We start from the raw sequence: 12591 nt of genomic DNA, 5'->3' as shown, positions 1-12591 counted from the left end.
AATAATAGAATAATGAAGAAATCAACCATGCCCCGTAGGGGCTATATATCGGTAGAAACAAAACATGAACGAAAGAAAAGTCAACCATGCCCCGTAGGGGCTATATATCGGTAAATCATCATAAGCCAACTATATAAATCAAAATAAATAAACCTTTTCAAACTATGCCAGAGAATAATTATCCTAAACTCCACAACGCCACATGGCCTGGGATTGTGGGGAAAGGCCCTGATTCAGAGCCAGCTATTGCACTTGACACCATGCTCGAAATGACTGCCGCTGCTGAGGTAGATGGTGTTAAATTCGATGGAGTGGATTTAGGACTTTTTGATCCTCATTACGACCTAGATACATCAGATGACGGCATCAAACGTCTCGCTGATAAAGTAGCCAATCATGGCCTTCAAATTGGTAGCTTAGTAGCGCCTATTTGGGGTGGACCTGCTATGGGTACCAAAGAACAACGAGCTGAATTTGTAGAAATGGTTCGTAAATCTTGCCAAATCGGTCAAAAACTCCGTGAAATGGGCATTCGTCCTAATGGTATTGTACGTATAGACTCAGCTAGTAGCCCGCACGATTGGGCAGTTGATCCTGCTGGCAATACCAAACTGATCGCTCAAACCTTCCGCGAAGCTGCCGACGTAGCTGCCGACTTTGGCGAGCGTCTTGCGGCAGAAGGCGAAATTTGCTGGGGCGGTATGCATTCATGGAAATACATGATTGAAACCCTCGAAGCGGTAGATCGTAAAAACGTTGGCTTCCAAGCGGATATGTCGCATACGACCCTTTATTTGTTGGGCTACAATGCTCCTGAGCACCGCGTATTGCCCGAAGATTTTCAGTGGGGTGATCGCGAGACCTTCCTTGAAGGCTTGAAAAAACTGACGGCAGCTCTTCGCCCTTGGACAATTGATTTTCACGTAGCCCAAAACGACGGTACTGTATTTGGTTCAGGCTCGCACGACAAAACAGGTCGCCACTGCCTTGCTACGGACCCTAATGGCAAACTGGACATTACGCATGATGCTGGCCTTTGGCTACGCGACGAAAGTGGCGAACTTACCAAAGCCTTCCGTCATATTTGTTGGGATGGCTGTATGTTCCCAAATGCCGTCATGACCGAACAAAAAACTTGGAACGACATCCTAGCTGCTATGATTAAAGTACGTCAAGTACACGGCTGGTACGAAGCCTAATTTTATTAGGAAACTTTCTCTTAAAAAAACACTTTAAGGGAAAGTTTGAAAATCACTAAACTCATTAACAAAATGGCACAAAAAAAACACATAAGAATCGGATTGGTGGGAACAGGCTTAATGGGTCGCACCCACGCCAATGGATACAACCGTATCGCTAATTTTTTCCCTGAGTTAGAATATCAACCTGTATTGAAAGCGGTATGCTCACGCAACCCTGAGAAAGTGCAGGCTTTTGCCGAGCAGTGGGGCTTTGAGTCATACGAGACCGACTGGAAAGCATTGGTCGCTCGCGATGACATCGACGCCGTAGACATCTGTACTCCTAACGACTCTCACGCCGAAATCGCCCTTGCCGCTGCCGCAGCTGGCAAAATGATTTTGTGCGAGAAACCCCTTTCTCGTACTTTAGCCGAAGGTGAGGCCATGGTAGAGGCCGCCGAAAAAGCTGGTGTAGCTACTACAGTATGGTACAATTATCGTCGGATTCCGGCGGTAACTTTAGCCAAACAAATCGTAGATTCGGGTAAATTGGGTAAGATTTTTCACTACCGTGCCAATTTCCTCCAAGACTGGACCATCAATGCCGACCTTCCACAAGGCGGAACGGGGCTTTGGCGGATGGATGTGGATTCGGCTGGCTCAGGCGTTACGGGCGACTTGCTCGCACACTGTATCGATACCGCTATGTGGCTCAACGGCGCTATCACCGACGTGTCGGCCATGACAGAGACCTTTGTAAAGCAGCGTATGCACCAAGTGACGGGCAAAATGACCCCCGTTGGTATTGATGATGCGTGTATTTTCCATTGTCACTTCGAAAATGGTTCTTTAGGCTTGTTTGAATCTACGCGCTACGCCCGTGGACACAAGGCACTTTATACATTTGAAATCAACGGTGAGCATGCTTCTATTCGCTGGGACTTGCATGATCTCAACCGCCTCGAATACTTCGACCACAGTGATCAGTCTATCGTACGCGGATGGCGCTCTATCCACGTCACCGATGGCGACCAACCTTACATGAACCGTTGGTGGATTCCGGGCTGTGGTATCGGATATGAGCATAGCTTTATTCACCAAGTAGCCGACTTCTTGAAAAGCCTTGAAACAGGAGAGCCTTGCGGGCCTACTTTCAGAGATGCTTTACAAACTCAAAAAGTATGCGAAGCGGTGATTGCTTCTGCCAACTCTCGTAGTTGGAAAGACACGGGCGTGGAAGGCCATATTGGTTAAAATTCACTGAAGATTCACATATTCGTTAGTTGTGCCAAGTTTTCAAAACTTGGCACAACTAATCGAAAACCTCTTGAAGCGCGGACAATAGTTCGCGCTTTTTTGTGGGAGATTATAAACATTAGATAAATAGTCTTATGATACCAAGCCTTTCATTAGACGAGAAATCTTGATTGTCAGGACTTATTGATGTCGTTATATAAGCAAGGAGTAAGCACAAAACTAAAATGTAGTTTTGTAAAATAACATTCTGAGTGGGTCAGTAAGATTTGCTGCCCAAGTTGATGGGGAGAGATAGGCTCATTTTTGAGATACGACAAAACTGCCACTTTGAGATGTATTAGTTATTACGCGAAATAGTGTGCATCTGAATATGCTTCTGATTGATTTTGTTGCGGTACAAGTCCCCAATCGGAATCTGCTCGCCATTGACCAATTGTATGTCGTTTTTACCAATACGAGCTATGGCATCTCTATGTACAAGATAAGAGCGGTGTACTCTTAAAAAAACGTCGTGCTTGAGCTTTTCGGCCAGACTGCTGATTGTCAAAATCGGCAGATATACTTCATTTTTTGTCACGATTTGCACAAAATTTTCTTGAGCCTTCATGTAAAGCACATCTCTATAGCGAATCTGTATATAATTGAGGTTTTCCCTTACAAAAAAGTACGGCTCAATAGAGGCTAATTCGATGGCAGTGTCCATACGGAGGCGTACCTTCTCAATGGCTTTCAAAAACCGATCATATTCTAGCGGCTTGAGCAAAAAATCAACGGGCGATACTTCATAACAATCCAGAGCATAATCGCGATGGGCTGTTACGAAGATAACCAAGGGGGGAGCTTGAAGACTTTTTACAAAATTCAAACCTGATAGGTCGGGCATTTCGATGTCACAGATAAGAAGATCTATTTTTTGTTCGGCGATGAGTTCATACGCTTGCATGGCCGAATCACAAGTACCTATCAGATGAAGTAGTGGGTTCATGTCCACAAACTTTGCAACTATTTTTTGCCAGTATGGAGCATCGTCAATAATAAGGGTGTTAATTTTCATAAAAGTACTCTAATTTAAAGGATAGTTTGTAGGTGTTTGTTGACAAATCAATAGGTTTAGTCAATTAGTGTAATTTCTATTTTAAAGTAACCTAATATATTTATTAATTTTGACTCGGGTTTATGAGATATTGTGTTGACAAATGTAACAAAATATGTGAGTTTTCCACGTGCATTTAATTATAATGTCTAAGTCATTTTGGCATCGTAATTAAAAAATAAAATAGATTGACTCACAAGGAAATTCAAAATTGATACCAAAACTATAAAATACGGAGAAAATTGTCCTAACTTTTCCTAAAACCACCTGTGAGAGTTTAAGTTATTTAATTTTACCCTACTTTAATTTAGCTTTTTGAGCGGGCTGTGAATCTCACAGCCCGCTTTTAGTATGTATACACCAACGAAAAGACGATGTATGTTTGACTATTTGGTCAGACTCTCTATGAGTATTTTATGCTCTTTTTGTGCTTATGAGGGTAATTTTGCCACCAAAGGGCTAACTTAAAATGACCCTCAATCCTGAATATATTCTTCAAGTTTTCAATCTTACCAAGTCGTTTTCGGGTATAAAAGCGCTCGAAGGGGTTCAACTCAACGTACGTAGAGGCGAAGTCCATGCCATTATGGGTGAAAATGGTGCTGGCAAATCCACCTTCATGAAAATTTTGATGGGGCTGCTACAAGCGGATGCAGGGCAGGTTTTTTTTGAAGGAGAAGAGTTGCGCCATAGCAGTGTTCATGAGGCATTGAAGAGAGGCATTTCGATGATTCACCAGGAGATATTGATGGTGCCAGAATTGACCGTGGCACAAAATATTTTTTTGGGAAGAGAAAATGCCCTATGGCTCAAAGACCATGTTAATGACCAAGAAGCTGCTACACTGCTGGCGCAATTGGGAATGAAGCTCAATCCGCGTACCAAAATGAAATACCTCAGTGTAGCCGAAATGCAAATGGTTGAAATTGCCAAAGCTATTTCTAACAATGCCAAGGTGATTATCATGGATGAACCCACGTCGGCCATTTCGGACAAAGAAGTAGATGCACTTTTCAAAATCATTCGTGATCTCAAGGGGCAAGGTGTGGCTATTTTGTATATTTCTCACAAAATGAACGAGATATACGAAATCACTGACACTATCACTGTGCTACGCGATGGTAAGTATATCGGAACCAAAAGCACCAAAGATATAGACAACAAGAGCCTTATCGCTATGATGGTAGGGCGCGAAATAGAAAGCTTGTTTCCGCCCGCGCTAGCTTCTAAAGGGGAGGTACTGTTAGAAGTAAAAAACCTTAGTAGTAAGGGGAAATTTGAGGACATTAGCTTTGAAGTAAGAGCGGGAGAAGTACTAGGTTTGGCGGGACTTATGGGAGCCGGGCGTACCGAAATCGCGCGGGCTATTTTTGGTCTAGATGCATTTGATAGAGGAGAAATATGGCTTAAAGGCCAAAAAGTAACTATAAAATCTCCTCAAGAGGCTATCAAAGTGGGCATAGGCTACGTAAGTGAAGATCGCAAAGGATTAGGCTTTATTCCGGGGTTATCTGTGAAGCAAAATATCAGCTTGTCGAGTTTGCGACGCCACTCAAAGCGAGGGTTGCTACAATCAAAAAGCGAAGAAGAAATAGCAAGTCGGACCATTTCGGAGCTTAAAATCAAGGCGTCGAGTATGGAGCAAAAGGTCAGGTATCTCAGCGGAGGCAATCAGCAAAAAGTCGTCATTGGGAAAGTACTTCAAGCATCGCCTGAAGTGGTGATTTTGGACGAACCTACACGGGGCATTGATATTGGAGCAAAATCCGAAATTTATAAATTGATTCGTGACCTCACAGCCCGTGGGATGGCGGTCGTAATGATTTCGTCAGAATTGCCCGAAATCCTAGGAATGAGCGATCGCATTTTGGTATTGTCGCAGGGCAAACAAACAGCCCTTTTTGCCAAAGAAGAAGCATCACAAGAAACCATCATGCGATACGCCATGCACGAATAATGTAGTTTTAAAAATGAGAGAATAAATACTTAATACACGGTGAAAAATACCTTTAAAATAAATACGAGAGGATTAGGACAATACGGCATTTTTGTAGCTTTTGTGCTTATCTGTTTACTATTGTCTTTTATAACGCCCAAGTTTCTAACAGTTTCCAACTGGACTATTATTATCACGCAAGTATCTATCAATGCATTGCTTGCATTTGGAGTGACATTTGTGATTATTACGGGTGGAATTGATTTGTCGCTAGGTTCGGTGGTGGCAGTTACGGGGGTTGTGGCTGCCTCAATGGCGCATCCTGAGACTTATCCCGTAGTGGTTCCGATTTTGGTAGGAATTTTGGCCGGCGTGTCTATGGGGGCGCTCAACGGCCTCGTTATTACGAAGAGCAAAGTTCCACCTTTTATTGTGACACTTGGAATGATGACCATTGGACGAGGATTAGCGTTGATTTTGAGCAAAGGGCGTCCTATATCTAATCTTTCTGATGAATTTAACTTTATTGGAGGAGGTCAAATTTTAGGTATTCCTTTACCCATTATTATTTTGATAATAGCTTTTGTGATATGCTCTATTATTCTAAAAAAAACCGTTTTGGGAAGGTATATCTATGCGGTAGGCGGTAATGAGCAAGCCGCCAAAGCTTCAGGGATTAGGGTAAATAAAGTGAAAATGGCGGTTTATACCCTTTGTGGAGGTTTAGCGGCTTTAGCGGGTATATTGCTTACTTCACGCATCACTACTGGCCAACCTAATGCTGGTGTAGGCTTTGAGCTAGACGCTATTGCGGCGGCTATCATTGGCGGTACTAGCACTTCGGGAGGCACTGGCACGATGACGGGTACGTTGATTGGGGCATTGCTGATAGGAGTGATTAGCAATGGGCTTGATTTGCTCAATGTCACCTCTTATTATCAACAAGTAGTGATGGGGGCGATTATTATCGGAGCGGTAGTGCTAGATAGTTGGAACCAATCCTCACAAAAATAGAAGCCTTAATAATCTGATTTAGAAAACATTAATTGATTCAAGATGAGAAATATAAGTTTGGGTTTGCTGGTCTTAGTAGCGTTTTTAGGAGGCTGTAATCAATCTTCAAGTGAAGATAAAAGCAGTGGCGATAAACTGACCGTAGGAGTGACGATGTTGAGTATGCAAAATGAGTTTATCGTAAATGTGAGTGATGAAATGGAAAAAAAGGCCAAAGAGCTGGGCGTAGAGCTTATCACTGTTGATGCCGAACGCTCTGCCCTGAAGCAGATTGAGCAGGTTGAGAGTTTTATTGCTCAAAAAGTAGATGTGATTGTGATGAACCCTTGTGAGGTAGAAGCAAGTTCGCCTGCCGTAACTAAGGCACTAGCGGCCAAAATCCCGATTATCAATGTCAATTCTGAGACTACAGCCACACCTTCGGCTTTTGTGGGGTCAGATGATGTAGAATCGGGGCGTATCGCTATGAAATACATTGCCGAAAAACTCGGCGGGAAAGGAAACGTATTGATGATGCATGGCTATATGGGGCAAGCAGCTCAGATTAAAAGAGAGCAAGGTGCTCGTGAGATTTTGAAACAATATCCTAATCTCAAACTCCTAGCACACCAAACAGCCGAATGGGATCGCGCTAAATCTATGGCTTTGATGGAAAACTGGATACAGTCATATGGTAAGGAGATCAATGCGGTATTTGCTCAAAACGATGAAATGGGTATGGGAGCCGTCAAAGCACTTACCGATGCTGGTTTAAAAGATAAAGTAATTGTGGTGAGTATTGATGCGATTCCTGATGCATTACAGGCGGTAAAGAAAGGAACCCTCAATGCTACAGTTTTCCAAAATGCGCAACAACAAGGCGCAAAAGCCATAGAAACGGCTGTAAAAATAGCCAAGGGAGAAGCTTATGAGAAGTCAGTTTTGATTCCTTTTCAACTGGTGACGGCCGAAAACGTGGCGCAGTTTGCGAAGTAGCTTCTAAAACCTATGTTTTGAACAAGTACATAGGTTTCAAAGTGTTTTTTGAAAATATATTCAGAATAATTTTTCGTAAAATCTTACATTTCTCTATCCCTCAATAATTCCCTCTTTTTATATCTGATTTAGCCTAGAATAGGAAGAGATAATAAATATCTAAAAATAGATTAAGTTATTGATTATTAATGTATTAGGTGTCTGATTTGGTCACTTGAAATATGTGCTTGTGCTTCTACATATAGGTCTCTCCTTAAAGCCTCAATTTTTCTTTATTACTTACTTGTACAATTTATGGGTAGAATGTCATTCTTACAGGATGGCATAGGATAGTTGTTTTGAGAGTGTTTCAAATATTTGTATAATCTTATGGATTTATGGTACTTTTTTAAAACTCTATGAGATTGTTATCTATCTACTTTTAACCTTTAAATTATTAACAAATGGAACAAAGATCTATCCTACTTAAGAGGGGGCTTTGGGGGTCAAGCTTTATCTTGGCACTGGTGATGTTTTTTTCCTCCACATCTTTTGCTCAAAAAACGGTCCAAGGAAAAGTGACCGGTCAAGAAGGTGAAGCTTTAGCGGGGGTAAGTGTGGCTGTAAAAGGCACTACCAAAGGTACAACCACTGACGGAAATGGGAGCTATAAACTAGATGTGGCCGAGAGTGCCACTTTGGTGTTTAGTTACATTGGGTACACGGCCAAAGAGGTACAAGTGGGTAATCAGTCAACGCTCAATGTGACTTTGAGTACTGATAACAAAATCCTTAACGAAATCGTAGTAGTAGGCTACGGTAGTCAAGTGAAAAAAGAAGTAACGGGGGCCGTTCAGACCATTACGTCTAAAGAAATCAAAGATATTCCTGTTTCACAGATTGCCCAAAAACTTCAAGGGCAAGTAGCGGGGGTACAAATCAACCAAACCACGGGCCGTCCTGGACAGGGGATGAACGTGCGTATTCGTGGTCAGCTTTCGGTAACTGCGGGTAGTGACCCTCTGTACGTAATTGATGGTTTCCCTATTACGGGTAATATCGGCGCTATCAACCCTGACGAAATCGAAGATATTTCTATTTTGAAAGACGCGGCTTCTACTTCATTGTATGGTTCGAGAGCTGCCAATGGTGTAGTGCTTATCACTACCAAAAGAGGGAAGTCGGGTCAGACCAACGTAAGTTTAAATGTCTTTACTGGAACGCAGGTAGTGCCTAAAAAAGGCCGTTTTGAAATGATGGACGCCGTAGAATTTGCGCAATTTAAAAAAGAATACTACGAAGACCAAGGAAGTCCTGTACCTGTAGAATTTCAAAACCCTTCTCAATATGAAGGCAAAAACAACGACTGGTATGATGCTCTTCTGCGTCGTGCTCCCGTACAAAGCTACAACTTGACGGTGACGTCTAATAAAGACCGAGTAAATACTTCGGTAGTAGCAGGGGTATTTAATCAACAAGGGGTAGTACTCAATACCAAATATCAACGCTACTCACTTCGCTTAAACTCTGAGTACAAAGTATCGGACAAAGTGACCCTAGGTGTAAACATTGCACCTAACTACGTGTTTGACAATACACCTCGTACCGACGGAGACCGTGGGACTGGTATCTTGTTTAATGCTATCCACACTTGGCCGGTGATGCCTATCCGTGACGAAAAAGGTGAGTTGACGCTTTTCAACCGTTTTCCTTCAAGTACTGGTAACATCTTCGCTTATCCTAACTGGGTAAGAGCGGCTTACGAGCTCGTCAACGAAACTCGTCAAGTGAATTTACTTTCAAATGCTTTTGTAGCTTATAGCCCTATCAAAGGTTTGACGTTCAAATCGTCGATGAACGTAGAATTGCTCAATCAAAAATTCTTCTTCTTCAATCCATCGACTGCTACCAACGCCATCAACACGGCTATTCCTGTTACGGCCAATACAATTCGGGAATATACCGACGACCTTGGATGGTTGAACGAAAACTTGGCTACTTACTCTAAGTCATTTAATAATCACAACTTTGAGCTTTTGGCGGGTTATACCAACCAAAGTTATAGAAGAGAAACAAGCCGTATTCAAGCAGATACGTATGCTGACGACCGCCTTCCAACTATTCAAGGAGCTATCAATATCAACCGCGGTGGTACCAATAGCAACGTACAAGAATGGAGACTTACTTCTTTGCTTTCTCGTTTGACTTACAACTACAAAGGCAAATATCTCTTCACGGCTTCTATTCGTCGTGATGGCTCTTCTCGTTTTGGTTCAAACAATCGTTGGGGTACATTCCCTTCATTATCAGCAGGTTGGGTGCTATCTGATGAGGATTTTATGAAACAGTACGGTGTTATCTCTTTTGCTAAATTGAGAGCTAGTATAGGAGTAACAGGTAACAATAACATCGGTAACTATACCCAATATGCCCTTATTAACAATACAGTAAACGTAGCATTTGGAAACAACGTAGCGGCTGGTGCGGTGGTATCTTCGCTTGCTAACTCAAATCTTGGTTGGGAAACTACCCGTCAGATAGATTTAGGATTTGACTTGGGCTTTCTCAATGACCGTTTCCAATTTACTTATGACTACTATCTCAAAAATACCACCAACTTGTTATACGCCGTTCAAATCCCACAAGAGTCGGGCTTTGGTAACTTCAATGACAACATTGGTGAAATTAAATTCTGGGGACACGAATTCTCGTTGAATTCTCGTATCATCGACCGCAAATTGAAATGGAATGCCAATGCCAACATTTCTTTCAACCGCAACAAGGTAATTGCCCTTGCCGAAGGTATTGACCGTGTGTATGGGTTGCACCACATTACTCGGGTGGGTTATCCATTTGGTCAATTCTATGGACACTTAGCAAATGGTGTATACAAAAATGCGGAAGACCTTAAAAATTCTCCAGTAGTACCTGGGCGCTCTACCATAGGTAGTATCAAGCTTGTAGATGTAAATGGTGATGGTGTCTTGACCAACGGTGGCGATAAAGATGACCGTACTATTTTGGGTAATCCTTTCCCTAAATTTACTTATGGTATCACTACCAACCTATCATATGGTAATTTTGACTTTAGTGTGGTAGGTTCTGGTTCGCAAGGCAATCAGCTTTGGGTGCGCCACTTGTATAGTACTGCCAACCTTGATGGGGTATTTAACCTTCACAGAGAAGTGAAGTACCGTTGGCGCTCAGAAGCCAATCCCGGCAAAGGATTCTATGGTACTACTGTAGGTGGAGGTACTGTAACGGGTATCGAGCGTGACTGGCAAAATAGCCGCTTCGTAGCCGATGCGTCTTTCTTTACTATCAAAAACATCACGTTAGGTTATACCTTCAACAAACCTAACAAGCTGTTCCGTTCTGCGCGTTTGTATGCATCAATCCAACAAGCGTTTGTTTTCACCAAATACTGGGGTGGCTCCAATCCTGAAACAAGTGCCCAACAAAATGGTGCTGGTGACGGTGGTAACTTGAGCCCAGGGGTAGACTTATTTAACTATCCTGTGCCACGTACTTCAACTCTTGGTGTAAACTTTAATTTCTAAAAAAGTCGATTTTGACTGAAGCTTCTTTCTGAGCCTAATCAAGTTAAATCAACTTAAACACATTGAACACAAATGAAAAAATCAATCATATTCTCTATTGCTTTAAGTTTAGGAGCATTTAGCTGTAGCGACGACTTCCTGACGGTAGTACCCGAGACTGCGTTGAGTTCTGCTACTTTCTTCAAAACCGAGTCAGACTTTATACAAGCTGCCAATGGGGCTTATGCTCCTTTGCGTACGCTTCACAATATCAACTCGCACTATTTGGCTGAGCAGCACTCCGACAATGCAAGGTATGTGCGTAACATCTTGTTTGGAGCTACTGAAAACCAGTCTAACTTGGCTGATTTTAACGTACCTACTGCCAATGGAATCACTACCAATTCAAACGTCCTGACAGCGTATCGCCAAAATTACCTTATCATTGCTCGTGCCAATCAGATTTTGGCGCTTATAGATGCGGCTACGATTCCGGATGCGACCAAGAAAAACGTAAAAGGACAAGCCTTGTTTTTGAGAGCATTGTCTTATTTGGAGTTAGCGCGTTACTTCAACCGTGCTCCGCTTCAATTGACGCCCGTAAGCAATCGTTCGGAAGCAGCTGCTCCTCTTGCCGAAGCTAGTCAGTTGTATGATCAAATCATCAAAGATGCGACCGAAGCTGTAGGATTATTGCCTGCAAAATCAGCTCAGGAAGCGGGTCGTGCTACTTCAGGAGCAGCGCGTGCGTTGTTAGCAAATGCATACATCATCCAGAAAAAGTGGGCTGAAGCCGAAACACAGCTTCGTGCCATAGTAACAAGCAATGAGTATAGCTTGATGCCAACCTACGCCGATGCTTTCTCGACCAGCACTAGCAATAAAAACAACAAAGAATCGGTATTTGAGGTACAATTTTTGGAAGGCTCACAAGGACTTAATGGTAACTTCCTCTATAGCATGATTCCTTTCCCGATTGCGGCTAATGAGCTGGTGACTATTACTGGTACTACCAACCCTCAACCTTTGTCAGGAGAAGGCAACAATATTCCTACTCCCGACCTAATAGAAGCTTATGAGGCAGGAGATGCTCGCAAAGATGCGACTATTGCGTACATTACTTTGTCGGGAGCTTTGCATGCCAACAAAACTTTTCCATACATCAAAAAATATGCGAAACCACACGCTTTGCACAACAACCACGGAACCAACTGGCCTATCTATCGCTATTCGGAAGTATTGTTGTTTTTGGCGGAAGCTTTGGTTGAGCAAAATAAATTGGCAGACGCGTTGCCGTTTATCAATCAAGTACGTACTCGTGCAGGTTTGCCAAATGCTACAGTAGGTAGCCAAGCTGCCATGCGTGATTTGGTATACAAAGAAAGACGTGTAGAGTTGGCGTTTGAGTCAAAACGTCTGCACGATTTGGTGCGTACGGGTCGTTTAGAGACAGTAATCAAAGCCTACGGCGACCGCGTGAAAGCCAACAAAGCAAGATATTATTTCCCTGCTGAGGGATTTGTACCGGGCGATGCCTTTACCAATATAAGTCCTTATTACGGACTTCCTGCGGCAGAGGCTGACTTAAGTCCTAACTTCTAAATAAAGCCGGGTCAG

8 protein-coding genes are annotated in these 12591 nt (G+C 42.8%); 7 read left to right on the top strand and 1 reads right to left on the bottom strand.

Annotated features, from left to right (window positions below):
* Positions 1-164: 164 nt before the first annotated feature.
* Positions 165-1199: a sugar phosphate isomerase/epimerase family protein gene (locus G563_RS0122260; RefSeq protein ID WP_028667258.1), complete on the top strand. Its 1035-nt coding sequence runs from the start codon at positions 165-167 to the stop codon at positions 1197-1199.
* Positions 1200-1271: 72 nt separating this feature from the next.
* Positions 1272-2435 carry a Gfo/Idh/MocA family protein gene (locus G563_RS0122255; protein WP_028667257.1) on the top strand — a complete coding sequence of 388 codons (1164 nt, stop codon included), beginning with the start codon at positions 1272-1274 and terminating at the stop codon, positions 2433-2435.
* 340 nt (positions 2436-2775) lie between these two features.
* On the opposite strand, the gene G563_RS0122250 is transcribed toward G563_RS0122255, so the two are convergent.
* Positions 2776-3492 carry a LytR/AlgR family response regulator transcription factor gene (locus G563_RS0122250; protein ID WP_028667256.1) on the bottom strand — a complete coding sequence of 239 codons (717 nt, stop codon included), beginning with the start codon at positions 3490-3492 and terminating at the stop codon, positions 2776-2778.
* 508 nt (positions 3493-4000) lie between these two features.
* On the opposite strand from G563_RS0122250, the gene G563_RS0122245 reads away from it, so the two are divergent.
* The 5 genes from G563_RS0122245 to G563_RS0122225 all read left to right on the top strand — a co-directional run bounded on the left by G563_RS0122245 (position 4001) and on the right by G563_RS0122225 (position 12576).
* A complete protein-coding gene (locus tag G563_RS0122245; protein WP_028667255.1) occupies positions 4001-5488 on the top strand; it encodes a sugar ABC transporter ATP-binding protein in 1488 nt (495 codons plus the stop codon).
* Between the two features lie 39 nt (positions 5489-5527).
* Positions 5528-6481 carry an ABC transporter permease gene (locus G563_RS0122240; RefSeq protein ID WP_028667254.1) on the top strand — a complete coding sequence of 318 codons (954 nt, stop codon included), beginning with the start codon at positions 5528-5530 and terminating at the stop codon, positions 6479-6481.
* 42 nt (positions 6482-6523) lie between these two features.
* Positions 6524-7456 carry a sugar ABC transporter substrate-binding protein gene (locus tag G563_RS0122235; RefSeq protein WP_028667253.1) on the top strand — a complete coding sequence of 311 codons (933 nt, stop codon included), beginning with the start codon at positions 6524-6526 and terminating at the stop codon, positions 7454-7456.
* A 443-nt stretch (positions 7457-7899) separates the two neighbouring features.
* Positions 7900-10995 carry a SusC/RagA family TonB-linked outer membrane protein gene (locus tag G563_RS0122230; protein WP_028667252.1) on the top strand — a complete coding sequence of 1032 codons (3096 nt, stop codon included), beginning with the start codon at positions 7900-7902 and terminating at the stop codon, positions 10993-10995.
* Between the two features lie 72 nt (positions 10996-11067).
* Positions 11068-12576 carry a RagB/SusD family nutrient uptake outer membrane protein gene (locus G563_RS0122225; RefSeq protein WP_028667251.1) on the top strand — a complete coding sequence of 503 codons (1509 nt, stop codon included), beginning with the start codon at positions 11068-11070 and terminating at the stop codon, positions 12574-12576.
* Positions 12577-12591: the final 15 nt, after the last annotated feature.

The sequence above is a fragment of the Runella zeae DSM 19591 genome (genome assembly GCF_000423565.1).
In the GTDB taxonomy this organism is placed as follows: Bacteria; Bacteroidota; Bacteroidia; order Cytophagales; family Spirosomataceae; genus Runella; species Runella zeae.
This window is presented reverse-complemented; position numbering and strand designations above follow the sequence as displayed.

What these genes read in the sequence shown, in the direction of transcription:
- G563_RS0122260 (WP_028667258.1), top strand. Translation starts at nt 165, where the DNA reads ATGCCAGAGAATAATTATCCTAAACTCCACAACGCCACATGGCCTGGG.
- G563_RS0122255 (WP_028667257.1), top strand. Translation starts at nt 1,272, where the DNA reads ATGGCACAAAAAAAACACATAAGAATCGGATTGGTGGGAACAGGCTTA.
- G563_RS0122250 (WP_028667256.1), bottom strand. Translation starts at nt 3,492, where the DNA reads ATGAAAATTAACACCCTTATTATTGACGATGCTCCATACTGGCAAAAA.
- G563_RS0122245 (WP_028667255.1), top strand. Translation starts at nt 4,001, where the DNA reads ATGACCCTCAATCCTGAATATATTCTTCAAGTTTTCAATCTTACCAAG.
- G563_RS0122235 (WP_028667253.1), top strand. Translation starts at nt 6,524, where the DNA reads ATGAGAAATATAAGTTTGGGTTTGCTGGTCTTAGTAGCGTTTTTAGGA.
- G563_RS0122230 (WP_028667252.1), top strand. Translation starts at nt 7,900, where the DNA reads ATGGAACAAAGATCTATCCTACTTAAGAGGGGGCTTTGGGGGTCAAGC.
- G563_RS0122225 (WP_028667251.1), top strand. Translation starts at nt 11,068, where the DNA reads ATGAAAAAATCAATCATATTCTCTATTGCTTTAAGTTTAGGAGCATTT.